Annotated in this window: 19 protein-coding genes; 7 read left to right on the forward strand and 12 right to left on the reverse strand. The window is 63.8% G+C overall.

The features are described from left to right. Nucleotides 1-2: 2 nt before the first annotated feature. The gene (locus ACSQ3Z_RS19590) at nt 3-875 is read right to left on the reverse strand and encodes a S1C family serine protease (protein WP_436172944.1); all 873 of its coding nucleotides are present in this window, start codon (nt 873-875) and stop codon (nt 3-5) included. Nucleotides 876-1,045: 170 nt separating this feature from the next. On the opposite strand from ACSQ3Z_RS19590, the gene ACSQ3Z_RS19595 reads away from it, so the two are divergent. Beyond that, entirely contained in the window at nt 1,046-1,996 is a 951-nt protein-coding gene (locus ACSQ3Z_RS19595; protein ID WP_436172945.1) for a S1C family serine protease, read from the forward strand. 18 nt (nt 1,997-2,014) lie between these two features. On the opposite strand, the gene ACSQ3Z_RS19600 is transcribed toward ACSQ3Z_RS19595, so the two are convergent. After that, nucleotides 2,015-2,440, reverse strand: a complete 426-nt coding sequence (locus ACSQ3Z_RS19600) for a VOC family protein (RefSeq protein WP_436172946.1) — start codon at nt 2,438-2,440, stop codon at nt 2,015-2,017. A 65-nt stretch (nt 2,441-2,505) separates the two neighbouring features. Between ACSQ3Z_RS19600 and ACSQ3Z_RS19605 the strand changes: the two genes are divergently transcribed. After that, a complete protein-coding gene (locus ACSQ3Z_RS19605) occupies nt 2,506-3,132 on the forward strand; it encodes a helix-turn-helix domain-containing protein (protein ID WP_436172947.1) in 627 nt (208 codons plus the stop codon). Here ACSQ3Z_RS19605 and ACSQ3Z_RS19610 read toward each other — a convergent pair. Beyond that, complete coding sequence (locus tag ACSQ3Z_RS19610; protein ID WP_436172948.1) at nt 3,074-4,021, reverse strand: LysR family transcriptional regulator; 948 nt, start codon at nt 4,019-4,021, stop codon at nt 3,074-3,076. The genes ACSQ3Z_RS19605 and ACSQ3Z_RS19610 overlap by 59 nt on opposite strands. A gap of 108 nt (nt 4,022-4,129) precedes the next feature. On the opposite strand from ACSQ3Z_RS19610, the gene ACSQ3Z_RS19615 reads away from it, so the two are divergent. The 3 genes from ACSQ3Z_RS19615 to ACSQ3Z_RS19625 all read left to right on the forward strand — a co-directional run bounded on the left by ACSQ3Z_RS19615 (nt 4,130) and on the right by ACSQ3Z_RS19625 (nt 8,933). After that, entirely contained in the window at nt 4,130-4,765 is a 636-nt protein-coding gene (locus ACSQ3Z_RS19615; RefSeq protein WP_436172949.1) for an FMN-dependent NADH-azoreductase, read from the forward strand. Nucleotides 4,766-4,977: 212 nt separating this feature from the next. Continuing rightward, a complete protein-coding gene (locus ACSQ3Z_RS19620) occupies nt 4,978-6,360 on the forward strand; it encodes a 3' terminal RNA ribose 2'-O-methyltransferase Hen1 (RefSeq protein WP_436172950.1) in 1,383 nt (460 codons plus the stop codon). Continuing rightward, on the forward strand, nt 6,357-8,933 hold the full coding sequence (locus tag ACSQ3Z_RS19625; RefSeq protein WP_436172951.1) for a polynucleotide kinase-phosphatase: 2,577 nt from the start codon (nt 6,357-6,359) through the stop codon (nt 8,931-8,933). The genes ACSQ3Z_RS19620 and ACSQ3Z_RS19625 overlap by 4 nt, the downstream gene beginning before the upstream one ends. Before the next feature lie 7 nt (nt 8,934-8,940). Here the strand turns inward: ACSQ3Z_RS19625 and ACSQ3Z_RS19630 are convergent, their stop codons facing one another. Then, nucleotides 8,941-9,237: an HlyU family transcriptional regulator gene (locus tag ACSQ3Z_RS19630; protein ID WP_436172952.1), complete on the reverse strand. Its 297-nt coding sequence runs from the start codon at nt 9,235-9,237 to the stop codon at nt 8,941-8,943. Nucleotides 9,238-9,289: 52 nt separating this feature from the next. After that, a complete protein-coding gene (locus ACSQ3Z_RS19635) occupies nt 9,290-9,937 on the reverse strand; it encodes a TetR/AcrR family transcriptional regulator (protein WP_436172953.1) in 648 nt (215 codons plus the stop codon). A 166-nt stretch (nt 9,938-10,103) separates the two neighbouring features. Here ACSQ3Z_RS19635 and ACSQ3Z_RS19640 point away from each other — a divergent pair, with 166 nt between their 5' ends. Together ACSQ3Z_RS19640 and ACSQ3Z_RS19645 are read left to right on the forward strand one after the other, a co-directional pair. Continuing rightward, the gene (locus tag ACSQ3Z_RS19640; protein ID WP_436172954.1) at nt 10,104-10,781 is read left to right on the forward strand and encodes a PspA/IM30 family protein; all 678 of its coding nucleotides are present in this window, start codon (nt 10,104-10,106) and stop codon (nt 10,779-10,781) included. Nucleotides 10,782-10,841: 60 nt separating this feature from the next. Further along, nucleotides 10,842-11,102, forward strand: a complete 261-nt coding sequence (locus tag ACSQ3Z_RS19645) for a YiaA/YiaB family inner membrane protein (RefSeq protein ID WP_436172955.1) — start codon at nt 10,842-10,844, stop codon at nt 11,100-11,102. Nucleotides 11,103-11,193: 91 nt separating this feature from the next. Here the strand turns inward: ACSQ3Z_RS19645 and ACSQ3Z_RS19650 are convergent, their stop codons facing one another. The 7 genes from ACSQ3Z_RS19650 to dnaG form a co-directional block, all read right to left on the reverse strand. Then, nucleotides 11,194-11,853: a PadR family transcriptional regulator gene (locus tag ACSQ3Z_RS19650; RefSeq protein ID WP_436172956.1), complete on the reverse strand. Its 660-nt coding sequence runs from the start codon at nt 11,851-11,853 to the stop codon at nt 11,194-11,196. A gap of 160 nt (nt 11,854-12,013) precedes the next feature. After that, the gene (locus tag ACSQ3Z_RS19655; protein WP_436172957.1) at nt 12,014-12,382 is read right to left on the reverse strand and encodes a thiol-disulfide oxidoreductase DCC family protein; all 369 of its coding nucleotides are present in this window, start codon (nt 12,380-12,382) and stop codon (nt 12,014-12,016) included. After that, nucleotides 12,383-13,441, reverse strand: a complete 1,059-nt coding sequence (locus ACSQ3Z_RS19660) for a DMT family transporter (protein ID WP_436172958.1) — start codon at nt 13,439-13,441, stop codon at nt 12,383-12,385. It abuts the gene before it with no gap. Nucleotides 13,442-13,594: 153 nt separating this feature from the next. After that, nucleotides 13,595-13,888 carry a GYD domain-containing protein gene (locus ACSQ3Z_RS19665; protein ID WP_120014599.1) on the reverse strand — a complete coding sequence of 98 codons (294 nt, stop codon included), beginning with the start codon at nt 13,886-13,888 and terminating at the stop codon, nt 13,595-13,597. 178 nt (nt 13,889-14,066) lie between these two features. Beyond that, nucleotides 14,067-14,642, reverse strand: coding sequence for a hypothetical protein (locus ACSQ3Z_RS19670; protein ID WP_436172959.1), 576 nt, complete (start codon nt 14,640-14,642; stop codon nt 14,067-14,069). Between the two features lie 25 nt (nt 14,643-14,667). Further along, a complete protein-coding gene (gene rpoD, locus ACSQ3Z_RS19675) occupies nt 14,668-16,695 on the reverse strand; it encodes an RNA polymerase sigma factor RpoD (RefSeq protein ID WP_436172960.1) in 2,028 nt (675 codons plus the stop codon). A 364-nt stretch (nt 16,696-17,059) separates the two neighbouring features. Beyond that, entirely contained in the window at nt 17,060-19,003 is a 1,944-nt protein-coding gene (gene dnaG / locus ACSQ3Z_RS19680; RefSeq protein ID WP_436172961.1) for a DNA primase, read from the reverse strand. Nucleotides 19,004-19,032 lie beyond the last annotated feature (29 nt).

The raw sequence follows: 19,032 nt of genomic DNA on the forward strand, positions 1-19,032 counted from the left end.
TCTCAGCTCAGCGGCTTCTCGCCAATCGTCACCGCGACATCGCGCTGTTCACCGCCGCGCACCACGCCAAGCGTCACCGAGGTGCCGGCGCTGTCCGGCCCGAGCTTGCGGATCAGATCGCGCGGACCGTGTACGGCCTCGCCATTCCAGGAGACGATGATGTCACCAACATAGAGGCCGGCGGCCTTGGCCGGACCGCCGTCGTCGAGGCTCATCACCATCGCGCCATGCGTGTCGCTGTTGTGCACCGGATGCAGGCCGGCGCCGAGATAGCCGCGCGCGACATGGCCCTTTTCGCGCAACGTCGACACCGCCCGCTCGATCGTCTCATAGGGCATGACCAATGCCCGCCGGCGCGGCCCGAACAGAAGCATGCCGATCAGCCCGCCCTTGGCGTCGAGCACCGGGCCGCCCTCGAAGCGGCCGCCGGCATTGACGGCGAGATTGATGCGCCGGTCGATCGTGCCGCCGCGCATCGAGCGCCAGGCCGGGCCGACCTCGCCGACCGTTCCGAACACGGCAAGTGCTGCACCACCGCTGTTGCCGACGGTGATGGCCAGATTGCCCGGCCGCACGGCATCGGCCTTGGCCAGCGGCGCGGTGTTGACCGTTTCGACCGGTTTCAGCAGCGCGACGCCGGTCGAAGGATCGCGGCCGACCAGTTCGGCCTTCACCGTCACGCCCGAAGCCAGCGTCAGTTCGATCTCCTCACCAGCCTCCACGGCCTCCTCGGCGGTAACGAAATAGCCGTCGCGCCAGTGGAAGGCGCTCACTGTGCGATGGTGATGCGTGGCAAGGCTCGCCATGGCCGGCGCCGCAATTGCCGCGACATCGGCGATGGCGTCGGAAAACGCGCTCAGATTGAAGTCGCTCATGATTGGTCTCCTGGGTTTCTCATGTCCCAGATATCGCTGCCTTGCGCGAGGGTTGGTACTCGCCTGACGGCTAGTTGGCGGTTCGACTGGCCATCTGGTCAGGTCGCGGCCGAACAGGCCGCTCCGCACATATAGTCATCCTTGTGCCTGATGACACGGAGCCCCGGAAAATGGCCCTGCCTGCCCCGAAACTGCAACCCGACGACACGCTTCTCGATGCCTATTCGGCAACCGTCGCCGACGCTGTCGACCGCATCGGCCCGGCCGTCTGCCGCATCGAGCGCATCGGCGGTCAGGGCGGCCATGGCTCCGGCTTCGTCATCGCGCTGGACGGGCTGGTCGTCACCAATTTCCACGTCGTCGGCGATGCGAAGACGGTGCGCGTGTCGATGCCGGACGGCGCCTCGCGCGAAGGCCGCGTGCTCGGCCGCGACCCCGACACCGACATCGCGCTGGTGCGCGCCGACGGCAGCTTTGCTGATGTGGCGCCGCTGGGCGATTCCAAGCATCTGCGGCGCGGCCAGATTGCGATCGCCATCGGCAATCCGCTCGGCTTCGAATGGACCGTCACGTCCGGCGTCGTCTCGGCGCTCGGCCGCTCGATGCGCGCCTCCACCGGCCGGCTGATCGACGACGTCATCCAGACCGACGCAGCGTTGAACCCCGGCAACTCAGGCGGACCGCTGGTGTCTTCGGCTGGCGAGGTGATCGGCGTCAACACCGCCATGATCCACGGCGCACAGGGCATCGCCTTCGCGGTTGCCTCCAACACCGCCAATTTCGTCATCTCCGAAATCATCCGCTTCGGCCGCGTGCGCCGCGCCTTCATCGGCGTCTCGGCCGACACCACCAACCTGCCGCGCCGCGCTGCCCTTCTGTCGCAAGTGTCGAGCAATACGGCGGTGCGCCTTCGCAGCGTCGAGAAGAACGGCCCGGCGGCCAAGGCCGGCCTGAAGGAAGGCGACATCATCGCCGCCATCGACGGACGTCCGATCACCGGCGTCGACGATCTCGTGCGCATGCTCGACGCCGAGCGCATCGGCCGCGAGACGCTGTGCACCGTGGTGCGGCGGACCGGCATCAGCCAAGTGACGGTGACACCGGTGGCAAGGGCAGGTTGAGGCGCTTCGTTTCTCCGCCTAGGCTGCCGACCCTTCAACAAATTGCGCCTGGAACTCCGGGCTGAGCGGGATCGGCTTGATCACGTCGATCAGCACCCCGTTGGGGTCCTTGGTGATGAAATGGCGCTGGCCGAAGGGTTCGTCGCGCAGGCTGCACAGGATCGGCAGGCCGGCGGCAAGGATCCGCTCATAGACCGCGTCCGGATCTCTGACCTCGAAATTGATCAGCAGGCCCGACGTCCGCCCCCGCCGCCCCTCCTCGGGGATCGTCTCGTGGTCGCCCTGGACGATGCCGAGATTGACGCGGCGATCCTCGGCCGACTGCAGATGCACATACCAGTCGCTCTCGAACAGCGGCTTGAAGCTGAAGTGCTTGATATAGAAGGCTTTCGTGCCGGCCACGTCGCCCGTCATCAGCACCGGATAATAGCTCGTCGTCTTCATCTTTCTTTCTCCCGCAGATAACATACAGTCTGCATGTAAATTGAAATAACATACAGGCTGCATGTATGCAACGAGAACCCGCGCGCCGCTCCAATCGTGATCGAACCGAAGCGACGCGTGCCGACCTGATCGCAGCGGCGCGAAAACTGTTTATCGAAAAACCCTACGCCGAGACCGGCACGCCCGAGATCGTCGCCGCCGCCGGCGTCACCCGCGGCGCGCTCTACCACCATTTCGCCGACAAGCAGGCGCTGTTCGCCGCCGTCGTCGAGCAGGAGGCGGAGGCCGTCGCGGCAGAGGTAGATCGCGCTTCGCCGCCCTCGCTGTTTGCCCGCGACGCGCTGATCGCCGGGTCGGACGCCTATCTCGCCGCCATGCGCACGCCTGGCCGCACGCGGCTGTTGCTGCTCGACGGGCCGGCCGTGCTCGGCCGCGCCGGGATGGACGAGATCGACAACCGGCACGGCAACCGCTCGCTGCGCGAAGGCCTCGTCGCGGCGATGCGAGAGCAATCGATGACGAGACTACCGGTGGATGCGCTTACCGCACTGCTTGCATCCGCCTTCGACCGTGCAGCCCTTGCCATCGAAGCCGGAGGCTCGATCGAAGACCATCGTGGCGTCCTCGTCGCGCTTATCGATGGGCTGTCTCCAGCTCTTCCTCCGGCACCTCGCCCGGCTCGAACTCGTTGAAGCAGCCGAGCCCTCGCTTGAACCGGTCGATCAGCCAGGCCGCCGCCGGCTTCGGGCTGCTGTCGTTGCGATGCATGGCAAACAGCGGCGAGCGTGCCTCGCTGAACGGTTCAAGGTCGAGTTCCACCAGCCGGCCGCTTGCCAAATCATCGGCGATCAGCCAGCGCGGCAGCCCGCCCCAGCCCAGCCCCTCGCGCATCAGAATATGCTTGGTGCGCACATCCGTGAGGCGCCAGGTTCGGTAGGCAAAGACACCGAAGTCGCGTCCCTTGGTGCGTTCGGACTGGTCGGTGACGACAAGCTGGGTGTGTTCGCGCACATCCTCGATCGCCAGCGGTTTTGGCAGCTGGGCCAGCGGGTGGCTGGGCGCAGCGGCCAGCACGATCGACATGAAGCCGATGCGCACGAGATGGACGTCGGCCTCGCCCAGCATGCCGCCGACACCAAGATCGGCCTGCCCGCTGAGGACATGATCGGGAATGATGCCCAGCGTGCCGATATGCAGGCGCAACATCACGGTCGGAAACTGTGCCTCGAACGCCTTCAGCACCCGCACCAGCACCGGCGAGGGCAGCGTCGCGTCGACCGACAGCGCGATTTCGGCCTCCAGCCCCTGATGATGGCCATCGACACGCGAGCGGATCCGCTGCAGCACGCCGACCATGCGCCGCGCGTCCTCCAGCATCGCCCGGCCGATCTCGGTCAGTTGCGGCTCGCGCGTACCCTCGCGCTCGAACAGTTTCAGTCCAAGCTGCGCCTCGAGATTGGCGATGCCATAACTGATGACGGACTGCGCCCGGTTGAGCTTGCGGCCAGCGGCCGAGAAACTACCGGTTTCAGCGACCGTCACAAAAATCTGAAGTTGGTCGAGTGTCGGATTGGGTTGCATCGCAGTATCCACTTTATGGATGGATCATATAGAAAATATGCCAGTTTTTCGAATGGATCGATAGTCCCATATCTGGCGGGACAATTCACTTCCACTGGAGACACCGCCATGTCCATTCTTCTTGTTACGTCAAGCCCGCGCGGCGCCGCCTCGCACTCGACCCGTATCGCCACCGAATTCGCCGAGAAGCTCGTCGCCGCCGATCCGTCCAACACGTTGGTCGTGCGCGACCTCGTCGCCAACCCGCTGCCGCACATCGACGCCGACTATTCGACCGGCATCTATACGCCGGCTGAATCCCGCACCCCGCGCCAGGCGGAAGTCGTCGGTGTTTCCGATGCCGTGCTGGACGAGCTGTTTGCCGCCGACACGGTGATCCTCGCCACCGGCTTCATCAACTTCAACATCTCCTCGACGCTGAAGTCCTGGGTCGATCACGTTGCCCGCTCCGGCAAGAGCTTTGCCTATGGCGAGAACGGCCCCAAGGGTCTCGTCACCGGCAAGAAGGTCTATATCGTGCTGGCTTCGGGCGGCATCTATTCCGAGGGTGCGGCCGTGCAGTTCGATCACGCCATTCCTTACCTGCGCAGCGTGCTCGGCTTCATCGGCATGACCGATGTCGACGTCATCCGCATCGAAGGCGTCGCCATGGGCGCCGATGCGGCGACCGAGGCTCTCGCCAAGGCGACGGCCAAGGTCGACGCCGTGGTGGCGGCGACTGCAGGCGAGCGTGTCGCCGCGTAACGCACGCGCCACCCCTGGCCGAAAACAAAAGGCAGGCGCCAGCACGGCGCCTGCCTTTTTCTTGCCCGTTGCCGCAACTGAGCCTTCGAGTCAAAGTTCTGGCTTTGGATATCTTCACGCACTTGAACAGACGAACAGCGATCCAGTCGAGACTCAGTAGATAGCCGTGCAACGCCATTGGTTATTCTGCTTGTCTGCGCTATCGGTCGCTGATGTTCCTGTCCGTCGCTACCACGCATCGTCCGGCCACAGATCTCGGCTTCCTGCTGCACAAGCATCCCGATCGTCTGCACGAGACCGACCTGGCCTTCGGCAAGGCGTGGCTGTTCTATCCGGAGGCAACCGAAGAGCGTTGCGAGGCTGCACTTCTCCTCGACGTCGACCCGATCGGGCTGGTGCGGGGCAAGGGCCAGGCAGAAGGCCTGCTGGACCAGTATGTAAACGACCGGCCCTATGCGGCATCGTCCTTCCTGTCGGTGGCGCTCAACAAGACACTGCGGACCGCAATGACCGGCATATCGAAGGAGCGCCAAGAATTGGCCTCCAGCGAGCTACCATTGGAGGCCGTGGTGACGCCGCTGCCGATACATGGTGGTGAGGGTCTGGTTCACAGCCTGTTCGAGCCCCTGGGATGGACCGTCGAACTGACGCCGATCGAGAACCTCGGGCCTGGTGCAGGCGACCGGCGATACGGCCATCTGAAGCTGACCGGCACAGGCCGTCTAAGTGGTCTGCTGAACCACCTCTATGTCCTGATCCCGGTGTTGGATGACGCAAAGCACTACTGGGTCGGCGAAGACGAGATCGACAAGCTGCTGTCCAAGGGCGAGGGTTGGCTGGAAAACCATCCCGCCAAGGACCTGATCGTGCGCCGCTACCTGCGCAATCGCGGCGCGTTGGCCCGTATCGCCCTTGAGCGGCTGGCCCCGGAGACTGCCAGCGAGGCACTGCCTCCCGAAGCCCGGAGCGCGCCTGAGGAAGTTCTGGAGGTGCCTATTCGACTGAACGACCTGCGTTTGGACGCTGTGGTCGAGGCCATTCGGGCGACTGGCGGAACCAGCATTGCGGATTTGGGATGCGGCGAGGGCAAGCTGCTATACCGGCTCGTGCGCGAACGATGGGTCCACAGGCTGTTCGGACTCGATCCCGCAGTCCGCGAACTGGAATGGGCCGCCAAGCGTCTCAAGCTGAACGAGTTCGGCGGACCGCCCGAGGGTCGGGTCGCACTGTTGCACGGGTCGCTGACATACCGGGACAGCCGCTGGGCCGAAGCCGACGTCGCCGTGCTGGTCGAGGTCATTGAGCATCTCGACGAAGACAGGTTGCCCTTGATCGAACGCATCGTTTTTGGTGAGACGGTGCCCAAGTCAGTGATCGTGACCACTCCGAACGCGGAGTACAACGCCCTGTTTCCCAGCTTGGCCCCAGGCGCTTTTCGCCACCCCGATCATCGCTTCGAATGGAGCCGGACTGAGTTCGAAGCCTGGGCAGCCAAAATCGGCGAGACCTATGGCTATGCCGCAGCCTTCAGCGGCATCGGGACCGTGGACCCTATCCTCGGCGCGCCGACGCAGATGGCGGTGTTCACACGATGAGAGAGCCCGACAAGACCGATCTCGCCATCCCTGACTTCGCCCTCGTCGTGCTGATCGGCTCGACGGGATCGGGCAAATCGACCTTCGCCGCCAAGCACTTCCTGCCGACCGAGATCATCTCCTCGGATCGCTGCCGCGCGCTGGTCTGCGACAACGAGACCGATCAGGATGTCTCGGCCGACGCCTTTGAATTGGTGCGCGATATCGCCGGCAAACGGCTCAAGCATCGCAAGCTGGCCGTCATCGACGCCACCAATGTGCGAGCCGCTGACCGCAAGGCCTGGATCGAACTGGCCCGTAAATGGCATGCTCTGCCGGTCGCCGTGGTCATCGATCCAGGCGTCGACATCTGCGTCGCACGCAACGCGGCTCGATCCGACCGACAGTTCGGTGCCGGCGTGGCCCAACGCATGACGACCGAAATCCGCAAAGGGCTCGGCGGCCTGCAACGCGAGGGCTTTCGCCAGGTCTGGAAACTTACCAGCGAGGCCAGCATCGACGCGGCCAAGGTCTCGCGCCAACCGCTGTGGACCGATAAGCGGGACGATGGCGGTCCGTTCGACATCATAGGCGACATCCACGGCTGCGCCGACGAACTTCAGACCCTGCTCGGCCAACTCGGCTACAACGTCGCCTGGTCCGAGGAGCGCGGCGACCGAACGGTCGTCGTCATACCGCCGGCAGGCCGCAAGATCGTCTTTGTCGGCGACATCATCGATCGCGGCCCCAACTCGCCCGACGCCCTGCGCATCGTCATGAGCATGGTTGCGGCGGGTACCGCTTACTGTATCCAGGGCAACCACGAACGCAAACTCGGCCGCTGGTTGGAAGGCCGCAAGGTCACGGTCGCTCACGGCCTGCAGCAGACCATCGACCAGCTGGACACTCAGGATCGCGGCCTGCGAGAGGCCCTGCCGGCCTTCCTCGATAGCCTGCGTAGTCATGTCTGGCTGGACGACGGACGCCTCGCCATCGCCCATGCCGGGCTCAAGGAAGAGATGATCGGGCGCGGCTCCGGCGCAGTCCGCGAATTCGCGCTCTATGGCGAGACGACAGGCGGGATCGACGAATTTGGCCTGCCCGTCCGCGCCGACTGGGCGACAGCCTACCGTGGCAAGACGGCCGTCATCTATGGGCATACGCCTGTGCTGTCGGCCGAATGGGTCAACAACACCCTTTGCATCGACACCGGCTGCGTGTTCGGCGGCAAGCTGACCGCCTTGCGCTGGCCCGAGCGCGAACTTGTCGAGGTGCCGGCAATCCGGACCTGGTCCGAATCCGTGCGTCCATTGGGTGGATCCGGTATCGGCAAATCGGCACAGGCCGACGCCGACGGCGTGCTCGACTATCAGGATGTCTCCGGGCGCCGCTGGATCGATACCGAACTGAGGGGCCGCATCGTGGTGGCCGAGGAGAACGCGTCGGCAGCACTTGAGGTGATGAGCCGCTTCGCGCTGTCGCCGCAATGGCTGATCTATCTGCCGCCGACGATGTCGCCATCCAAGACCAGCAGCGAGAGCGGTTGGCTGGAACGCCCCGAAGACGCTTTCGCATACTTCCGCGAACGCGGCGTCGCTGAGGTCGTGTGCGAGGAGAAGCACATGGGTTCGCGGGCAGTCGTCGCGCTGTGCCGAAACGCGCAGACGGCGCGCGCCCGCTTCGGTGTATCAAGAGACGAGACCGGCGCAATCTGGACCCGGACGGGACGCTCCTTCTTCAAGGACGCCGCCATGACGGAGGGCCTGCTTGCCCGTCTCCGCGCCAGCGTCGAAGCAGCCGATTTGTGGAACGAATTGAACAGCGATTGGCTGCTGCTGGACACCGAGATCATGCCTTGGTCGGCCAAGGCCGGCAGCTTGATTGAAAGCCAGTACGCGCCGGTGGCAACGTCCTCGGCGGCCGGCTTCCAGGCCAGCCGCGAGGCGTTGGCCCGGGCGATGGCGCGCGGCATCGATGCAGCCGGCCTGAATGCCCGCTTCGATGACAGGGCTTCGCGCGCGACCAAATATGCCAGCGCCTGGGCGCCCTACGTATGGCCAGTCTCCGATATCAACGACCTGAAGGTCGCGCCGTTTCACCTGCTCGCCAGTGAAGGACAAGTCCGGTTCGACCAGGACCATGATTGGCACATGACGCTTGCAGGCCGCCTGGCTGCCGACGATGGCGTGGTCACGCGCACACAATGGCGTACGGTCGATCTGGGGGACGCTAGTGCCTGTGCGGAAGCAATCGCCTGGTGGGAGGCGCTGACCGGCTCGGGTGGCGAAGGCATGGTGGTCAAACCGCGCGACTTCGTCAGCCGCGGCAAAAAGGGGCTCATCCAGCCGGCTTTGAAAGTGCGCGGCCGGGAATATCTGCGCATCATCTATGGCCCCGAATACGATGCGCCGGACAACCTCGTTCGCCTGCGGGAGCGTGGCTTGGGCGGCAAGCGCAGCCTGGCGCTGAGGGAGTTCGCGCTTGGTCACGAGGCGCTGAAACGGTTTGTCGCAAAGGAACCACTGCGGCGGATACACGAATGTGTCTTCGGCGTGCTGGCACTGGAAAGCGAGCCGATCGACCCAAGGCTGTAGCGACGGTCTACCCGAACATCCTCTCGCCCTGTTCGTCGACCAGCTGGGTGCCCTTCTTGATCGAGATGTCGATGGCGTCATCCAGCCCGGCGAAGCGGTCGGCGCGGATGAATTTGTGCTCCTTCAACACGCCGTCGACTTCTTTCGAGACCACGCCGCAGGTCTGGTACTGGCCTTCGGCCTTGTAGGGCGTGGCGCTGATCAGGAAGCCCTTGTGCTCGACCTGCTTTGCCGGCGCGGCGCCCTTTGGCTCGCCCGCATCCGCACCGCCGCCACCGCCGAAAAGTCGTTTTAGAAAAGACATGGTTCAAATCTCCACTTTCGCACCGGCGCCATGGCATCGCCGGTGCCGACCGTCACGATTCACGACGTGCTGTCTCAGCATGATCGAATGTCCCGCCGCGTTCCAGCCCCTTGATGAAGACGGCGACCAGCAGTTCGACCTGCTCCCAGGTCTCATCGGCTTGCCGGCCGGCGGAATTGGCGGCATAGCCGCTGGTCACGATGCCATGCACGCTTGACCACAAGGTCCGGGCGGCGATCCGCAGCCGGGTTTCGTCGAGGCCGAAGCGGCCATCGGCAAGCACCCTTGCGATGATCTGCAGCAAGGCGCTGAGCCGCGCCTCGTAGGCATCCGGCTCCGCGTGCGGCAGCTGACGGCGGTTGAAGGCGAGCAAGGCCGGCCAGCTCGCCGGATGAGCCGCCACGAACCCGGCATAGGCGCGCGCCAGCGCCAGCAGGCGTTGGCGCGTATCGGTCACGCCGGCTTTCTCCAACTCGGCCATTGCCGAGGCGCCGGCCTCGCCCAGCCGGTCGAGCAGCCGCATGTTCACCGCGCGGTGCAGATCGTCGATGTCGCGGAACAGATTGTAGATGGAGCCGACCGCGATCCCGGCCTGCGTGGCGATGGCCCTGGCTTTCAGGTTCTCCGCCCCGCCCGCCTCGATGAGATCCTCGGCGATGGCGATGACACGCTCGCTGATTTCTTCCTTGTCCAGTGCCAAACCTGTTCTCCGCTAATCCCGTCTGCCCGCGCCCCAAGTCGGCAAGGCTGCTCGTGTTTACCATGATCCAGCGTTGGTGAACAGCGTTCAAAATTCTCCTTGAACACTGTTCATTTTCTGTTACAGTGCATTTGTGAACAACGTTCATAACCGGAGGAACAAACAAATGCTCAGTCTTATCAGGACATTACTGGACGGCGCGAGCGCCAAGGCCGAAGACCGGCTGAAGGACCAGTTCGCGGTCGATCTTCTCGCCCAGCGCATCCGCGATGCCGAAGCCGGCCTCGCTTCGGCCAAGCAGACACTCGCCTCGCTGATCGTGCGTCAGCGGGCCGAACAGGCCAGCCTCGACCAGCTCGACCGCCGCATCGCCGATCTGGAGGAGCGCACCCGCAGCGCCCTTGCCGCTAGCAATGAGCCCCTCGCCCGCGATGGCGCCGGCGCCATCGCCGAACTGGAGAACGAACGCGAGGTCCGCCGCGCCACCGTGCGCGGCCTGGTGGAAAAGACCTTGCGCATGCGCATGTCGCTGGAACAGGCGCACCGGCGCATCGTCGACCTAAACCAGGGCATGATCTCGGCACGCGCCATCGACGCCGAACAGAAGGCGCAGCGCCGGCTGAACCGGTCCATCGGCCGGACGGCGAGCCTCAACGAGGCCGAGGCGCTGCTGGCCCGCATCAGGGAGCGCAGCGATCCGCTCGAAGAAGCAAGCATTCTGGACGAGATCGACGCGGGTCTCAGCCAGGAAGCCATTCGCAGCAGGCTGGAGGACGCCGGCCACGGCCCCTCGACCAAGGTGCGGGCACAAGATGTGCTCGACCGACTGAAATCCACCCACTGACCCACGAAAACCGATTCCTCACCAACACCCAATTCTTCACCAACCAAACGGAGAAAGACCATGAACGCCAATCAGACCTACATCATGTTCAACAGCATATCGGTCGGCGCCGCCTATTTCATGCTCAGCCTGTCGCTGTGGCTGGCTCCTGTCGACCTGTCGACCAAGGGCTATTGGGCCATGGGCATTCTGCTGCTCACCGGCAGCCTGGTGAATCTGGTCAAGTACCGCACCGACGAGCGCCTTTCGGCCGAAATGACCGCCAAGATCGAAAAGGCGCGCAATGAAAAGCTGATCAGCGAATATGTCGGCAAGGAATGATGCCTGCGCACATTCCTGAACTCACCAGACCAATGAAAAGCCCGGATCTCTCCGGGCTTTTTCGCTTGCGGCGATGGAGAAGCTAACGCCTTCAGCGGCGCGACAGCGCCTCGAGAGCTTCGGCGGCGTCTTGCAGGATGTTCATCGCCTGGGCCTGCGTGTCTTCAGGCGCATCGACGATGTCGCTAAGCGCGGCGCGCAGTCGGTGGCGTACGGCGCGGAACGCATCGCGCTTTTCGTGGCGGCCACGCCGGCCACCCTCCTCGCCGTCGTCGTTCCAGCCGAACCAGTCACGCGCCTTCGCCATCTTGCGACCGAAGCGCTCGAGATGGTCGAGCACATGGTCGATCATCTCGCGGTTTTCCTCGAGATGCGCCTGGCCGGCCTCGGTGATCGAAAACACCTTCTTGTTGCCTTCCGCCGAGGAGGTGGCATAGCCGGCCTCTTCCAAGAAGGTCAGCGTCGGATAGACCACGCCCGGGCTCGGGCTGTAGACGCCGCTGGTGCGCTCTTCCAGCGCCTTGATGATGTCGTAGCCATGGCGCGGCGCCTCGGCCAGCAGCGACAGCGTGATCAGCTTGAGATCGCCGTCGGCCAGCATGCGCCCGGCGCGGAACATTTCGCCCGGGCCGCCGCGGCCGCCGCCCCTCATGCCGTGCCCGAACGGACCGCCGCCACGGCCACCGAACTTGCCGGCCATATGCATGAAAGCCCGCAACGGGTGCTCGCCGAAATGATGATGTCTATGCATGGATTGCTCCTTGAGTTATGTCTTACGATATATCTTAATTAAAGCGCCGGCGCCGATCGAGTCAAGATATATCTTACGATGTATCTGAATACGGCATCAGTGATTGAAGTGGACGGATATGCGCCAAGAATGCCTGACTGGGCTTGCGACCAAAGCGCAGCTACCAGCGGCCCTTGCGCCGATTCCAAGCATAGAGAACATCGGCGAAACGATCATAGGCAAAGCGCGTCAGCGGCAGGAGAACCGGATTGCCGAGCAGCGTCGCCAGCCAGCCCTCGCCCGGCGTCGCCTTCCAGACGGCAATCGCGACATCGGCGCCGACCAGCAATCTGCCGTCGGCGTCGGTTGCATACAGACGGCGGCGGATGTCTTCCAGCGAGGTGCCGTGGCCGGCAAGCGCCGCCGGCTCGAGATTGATGTCGCGGAACTCGATCCGGCCAGATTTGACCGCCTCGATCAGCCGCCGTTTTTGCCTGGCAATGCCGGCATCGCAGACCGGGCAGCGCGTGTTGTACCAGACAGTCAGCATCTAGCCGTGGCCGTGCCGGTGATGCAGTTCGGGATAGTGAGGATGCTTGTGGCGCATCGGCGCATGCTGGTGCCAGTGTGAATGCGGCTCGCTCACCGGTCCGTCGTGATGATGCTGGTGATGTTCGTCATGCACATGGTTGTGCTCGTGTTCCAGCGCCTCGTGGTCGTGTTCGTGATCGTGCCGCTCCGAAAGATGGAGCCAGAGGCCGAGCCCCATCAAGAACCCGGCAATCGCCAGTTTGAGCGTCAGCGGATCACCGAGGAAAAGGATTGCCAGCAGCGCGCCGATAAAGGGAGCGATCGAATAGTAGGCTCCAGTCCGCGCCGTGCCGAGATGGCGCAGGGCCAGGATGAACATCACCAGGCTGACGCCGATGCCGAAGAAGCCGACGGCGGCCGTGGCCACGATGATGGGTGCCGCTGGAAACGAGGCGCCGGCGATGACGGCCAGCCCGACATTGACGACGCCCGCCACCAATCCCTTGAGCATGGCAATGACAACCGGGTCGGTTGCCGAGATCTTGCGCGTGAAATTGTTGTCCATCCCCCAGGCGAGGCAGGCCCCGGCGACAAGTAGGGCGCCAAGGTTGAAGGCAACCCCCTTGCCTTCCCATGACAGCAGAACCGCGCCGGCAAGAATGGCGAACGCTCCGAGGAGCAGGCGCCGGTCGACATTCTCGCGGTAGACCAGCCAGGCGATTGCCATCGTCGCCAGCCCTTCGAGGTTGAGCAGCAGCGCCGAACTCGATGCTGTGTTGAGCGTGAGGCCGAACATCAGCAGGACGGGCGCGACGATGCCCCCCATGCCGATTGCCAGTGCCAGCCACGGCATGTCCTTGTAGCTCAGCTGCGCCTCGCCGCCTCCGGTGCCCCGAAGCAAGGTGTACAAGCCAAAGCCAATGCCGGCGCCAAGGTAGAGCAGGCCGGCCAGCATGAACGGGTCGACGGCATCGAGCAGCAGCTTGGAAAGCGGAGGCGTCGCGCCGAACAAGGCGGCGGAGCCGAGCGCGAGCGGTACCCCAGGCCACAGATGCGAACGTGAATGCGGTTCGGACATGGCTTGATCCTAACCGGACGCCTTCGGGATGTGGATGAAAAAAGCTCTTCGTCGGTGGGAGGAGCACTTCTCGTCGGCGTCGGCAGACATCGGGCGCCGTCAGGCGGCGCCCGATCGTCGGTTGTCGAGCAATATCTTGCCTCTGGCGGGCGCCTATCCGAGTGAGGAGATGATTTCGCGATAGGCGAATTCCGGGAAGGCCTTCAGCGTCCGCGTCTTGACGTTGCCGCCGGTCGCCAGCATCAGCGCAAAACGGGCGAGCACGGCGTCATCGGGGGCTTCGACCACCGCCACCATATCGCATTCGCCCATGGTCAGGTAGAACGACTTGAACGATCCGCCCATGTCCCCCAAGAGCTTCTTGGCGGCATCGAGCCGCTTCGGAGAGTCGCGCACGTTCTTGGCGCCCTGCTCGGTCCAGTTGATAAGCACGATGTAAGTCGTCATGGCACACCTCCCTCCGGGCCACGGAGCACGGCGGTAGGTCGTGGCCTCCGCCGGGGCGGGCATCCGGGTTATCGCCCAGAACATGCATCCGACCTGGGAAGTATCCTCCCGACAGAGATGGACGACAAGAGCCGTCGCGCCGGCAACAAAAAGGGCGCCATCAGCGCCCTTCAAATCGTTAGCTTTCGACCGTCCTGATCAAACCCTGCTCTGAAAGATCGATCTTATCCTTCAGAATGTATCTGTGGCTAAGGCCAAGAGAATTTTCCGGAAGTCCTAGATAGATGGCGAGTTCCTCATGGAGGTCGAGCGGATCTATGTACTCTTTCGATCCATCCATTCCAAGGATCCGAAGCAAATCGTCAGGCGCCGCCGGCTTGCCGATCGTGGCCAGCAAGGCGGGAGCGTCTTCGAGCCGAGGACGCATATCCTCGTCGCCAGGGTCGCTCATCTCCATGCCAGGACAGGAATTGTAGCGCGATTGAAGAACACCGTGCTTTGCCGCCCAGAGCTGAAACTGTTCCTCGTCGTAGACGGTGATCGCGATGCCGACGCAAGTCAGATCGAGAGTCAGGCTCTGGAGCAAAGGCTCAATCCAGCGCGGGTCGAGCTGGTCTGTGTGACGATCCGAGAAAGTGGTCCAACCGTTTTGCTCGGCCGTGACGAAGGCGTCGACGGTCTTCGATCTTAGCCAGCCGGCCAACGCTTCTTGCGTTGGCCCCTTAATGCTGACGGTTCCGTAAGTCGCGCCCACACCAAAATCCTGAAAAAGGATTGCCTCAGCTATCCAGGAAGCTCCTGAGCTTGCGCGAGCGGCTCGGGTGCTTGAGCTTGCGCAGCGCCTTGGCTTCGATCTGGCGGATGCGCTCGCGGGTGACCGAGAACTGCTGGCCGACTTCTTCCAGCGTGTGATCGGTGTTCATGCCGATGCCGAAACGCATGCGCAGAACACGCTCCTCGCGCGGCGTCAGCGAGGCCAGCACGCGCGTGGTGGTCTCGCGCAGATTGGCCTGGATCGCCGCGTCGATCGGCAGGATCGCCATCTTGTCCTCGATGAAATCGCCGAGATGCGAATCCTCCTCGTCGCCGACCGGCGTTTCGAGCGAGATCGGCTCCTTGGCGATCTTCAGCACCTTGCGCACTTTTTCGAGCGGCATGGCGAGCTTTTCGGCCAATTCCTCCGGTGTCGGCTCGCGGCCGATCTCGTGCAGCATCTGGCGCGAGGTGCGCACGATCTTGTTGATCGTCTCGATCATGTGCACCGGGATGCGGATGGTGCGCGCCTGGTCGGCGATCGAGCGGGTGATCGCCTGCCGGATCCACCATGTCGCGTAGGTCGAGAACTTGTAACCGCGACGGTACTCGAATTTGTCGACCGCCTTCATCAGGCCGATATTGCCTTCCTGGATCAGGTCGAGGAACTGCAGGCCGCGATTGGTGTACTTCTTGGCGATGGAGATGACGAGGCGCAGATTGGCCTCGACCATTTCCTTCTTGGCGATCGCCGCCTCGCGCTCGCCCTTCTGCACCTGGTTGACGATCTTGCGGAATTCCAGGATCGAGATCGCGGTCTCGGTGGCCAGATGCTGGATTTCGGCGCGCAGGTCGCGGATCGCGTCCTTCTCGTTCTTGGTGAATTCCTTCCAGCCGCGCGACGTCAGATTGGCGATCGAACGCGTCCAGTTCGGGTCGAGCTCCGACCCCTGGTATTCCTTGAGGAACTCCTCGCGGCGCACGCCATAGCTTTCAGCGAGCCGCAAAAGCTTGCCTTCGTTCTGCACCAAGCGCTTGTTGATGTCGTAGAGCTGCTCGACCAGCGCCTCGATGCGCGCCGTGTTGAGCGACAGCGACTTCACCGCCTTGATCAGTTGGTCCTTCAGCTCCTTCAGCCGGCGGTCCTGGCTGGGCGACAGCGTGCCGGCGGCGGCGAGCCGGTTCTCGACCTGCTGGTCCTGCAGCTTCCTGAGCTTCTTGTAGGTGTCGGCGATGACGTCGAGCGTCTCCATCACCTGCGGACGCAGTTCGGCTTCCATCGCCGCCAGCGACAGGCTCGCCTCGTCCTCGTCTTCCTCGTCGTCGTCCGTCAGGCCGCGGGTGTCGCCGCCGACATTGGTGATGTCGTCCTCGTCTTCGCGGCTGGCGCGGCGCGGCTTGTCCTCGGTCTTGGGGGCTTCCTCGATGCGCTCGACCACCGGCGCCTGCTTGGCCTCCGGCCCGGCATAGGTGGCTTCCAGATCGATGATCTCGCGCAGCAGGATCTTCGATTCGTTGAGCTCGTCGCGCCAGATGATGATGGCCTGGAAGGTCAGCGGGCTTTCGCACAGGCCCGCGATCATCGTCTCGCGGCCGGCCTCGATGCGCTTGGCGATGGCGATTTCGCCCTCGCGCGACAGAAGCTCGACCGAGCCCATCTCGCGCAGATACATGCGGACCGGATCGTCGGTGCGATCGGTCGGCTCTTTCTTGGTGGTCGTGGCGGCAACCGCAGTGCCGGTCTGCTCGGCCAGTTCGTTGGCGTCTTCCTCGGCATCGGCGCTGGTGTCGGCGGCTTCGGACTCCTCGCCCTGCTCGTCGTCCTCGACCACGTTGATGCCCATGTCGGAAAGCATGGCCATCGTGTCCTCGATCTGCTCGGAGGTCACTTCCTCCGAAGGCAGCACCGAATTCAACTCGTCCATGGTCACATAGCCGCGCTTCTTGGCGGCCTTGATCATCTTCTTGACAGCATCATCGGAAAGGTCGAGCAGAGGGCCATCGGTGGCGCCTTCACGTTCGGTCTCGACCTCTTCCTTTTCCTTTGTCGCCATTCTCTATCGTCTCCAAGCGGCTCTGTGTCGAAGCCGCGTAAGCTGCCGGGCCGGTCAAATCGGATGCGCTCGCTTCAAACGCACGTCACCGGGCCAGTAACCGCATCTCTCGTTAAGTCCAGATTAACCCTGGTATCTGTGGCAGGCCTGCCGCCTGTCCAGTGACCAGTACCCTCACATCGCTCATTTCCCGTCGACGCCGGGCACGGGTTAACGTTTCGAATCGTCCTGATTCCGCCATTCTGCCAGAAGGTCAAGCGCCTCTCGCATGATTCGCATGAAAAAAGCGAATCAATTACCCGACTTAGGGGCGTCGATTCGACGCGCGGCACATTCCCACTTCATTCTTGGCGCAGGATTCCACCTATACGCGACCAGCCCTGCCCGAGGACACGCCAAACCCTTCGATCAGCGCTTCCGTTGCTTGCACATCGTTGAATTGCGCCTGAATCTCGACCAGATGCCGGAAGTTTTCGTCCGAGGGATCCTGATCGAGCGCTGCCTGCGCCTGTTTCAGCTCTCTATGTAAGGTGCGCGCGCTGCGCTGCAAGTGCAGCGCCTGGTTGAAGGCGTCGCGGGCATCCTCAAGGGCGGCCGTTTCCAGCGCCGGCCATTGCCGTGCGCGCTTGATCAGCGCCACAGCGCGTTCCCAGATATCGCCGCAGCCGGCCCTTTCGACGGTCGCGATCACCGCGCCGCGGTCGTTGGCCATGTCATGCGCCATCGCATCGAGGATCGCGGCGTGCAGCCGCTTCAGGTCGGCGTTGGCGAGATCGAGGAATTCGACGTGGGCAAAGTTCTCGTCGATCAGCGCCGGGTGGTTGATCAGCGCCACGATGATCGTCGCCTCGCGCACCGACATGCCTTCGGCGCCGCGCTTGACCAGCGCCGAACGTCCGAGGCTTTCGGTGATCGCGGTGCGTCCGCCGGCATTGCCGCCGCGCGCGAACTGCCCTCCAGCCCCCGCACCTTTGCCGCGCTCGCCGGGCCGCCCGCCCTGATGACCTTGCCGGGCGCCGCGCTGGGCGCCGAAGAAGCTCAGGACCCGCTCGCGCATCTCTTGCTGATAGTGGTAGCGCAGGCTCTCGTCGCGGATACGGCTGGTCAGTTCGCGCAGCGTCTTTTCCAGTTCCGCCCGTCGCTCCGGCGTGTCGAAGACGCCGCCCGACGTCTCGCGCATCCACAACAGGTCGGCGAGCGGCCGCGCTTCGGAGAGCACGACGCGGAAGGCGTCCGCACCTTCGCCCTTGACCAGATCGTCGGGATCCTTGCCTTCGGGCAGCAGCGCGAAACGCGCCGAGCGTCCCGGCTGGACCGCCGGCAGCGCCAGATCGGCGACGCGCCACGCTGCCTTCAGCCCGGCCTGGTCGCCGTCGAAGCATAAGATTGGCTCGCCGGCCATGCGCCACAAAAGCTCGAGCTGGTTTTCGGTGAGCGCGGTGCCGAGCGGCGCCACGACATTTTCGAAGCCGGCCTGCGCCAGCGCGATCACGTCCATATAGCCTTCGACGGCGACGACCGTGCCGCCCTTGGCCAGCGCCTTTCGGGCACGGGCGAAATTGTAGAGCACATTGCCCTTGTGGAAGAGCTCCGTGTCGGGCGAGTTCATGTATTTGGCCAGCGCATCCGGCGCCAGCGCCCGGCCACCAAAGGCGATGATCTTGCCCCTGGAGTCCGGGATCGGAAACATGATGCGGTCGCGGAACCAGTCGTAAGAGACCGGGATGTCGTCGCCATGGCGTACCAGCCCGCAGGCCTCGATATCGGCTTTTGGAACGCCCCTGGCAGCAAGATGCTCCTTCAATGCGTTGCGGCTGTCCGGCGCATAGCCGAGGCGAAACGACTGCTGCGTCGCCGATGTCAGCCCACGCTCGCGCAGATAGGCGCGCGCCTTTGCGCCTTCCGGTCCCTGCAGTCGCTCCTGGAAGAAGGTGGTCGCCATCTCCATGACGTCTGTCAGGCTGGCACGTTCCTTTTCGCGCCGTTCCTCCTGTTCGTCGCGCACCGGCATCGGCACGCCGGCCATGTCGGCGATCTTCTCGACGGCTTCGGGAAAACTCATCCCGTCGAGCTCGGTCAGGAACTTGAAATGGTCGCCCGACACCGAGCAACCGAAACAATGGTAGCGGCCCTTCTTGTCCTCGCAGTGGAAGGACGGGCTCTTCTCGCCATGGAACGGGCAGCACGCCCAATAGTCGCCGCGCGGCGCGTTGGTCTTCTTCCTGTCCCACGCGACGCGCTGACCGATGACCGATGAAATCGGCACGCGGTCGCGGATCTCGTCGAGGAAGGCGGGCGGAAAGCGCATCAGGGAACGGCTCGTTTGTTCTCCATATA

The organism is Mesorhizobium sp. LjNodule214, from assembly GCF_964252735.1.
Classification (GTDB): Bacteria; Pseudomonadota; Alphaproteobacteria; order Rhizobiales; family Rhizobiaceae; genus Mesorhizobium.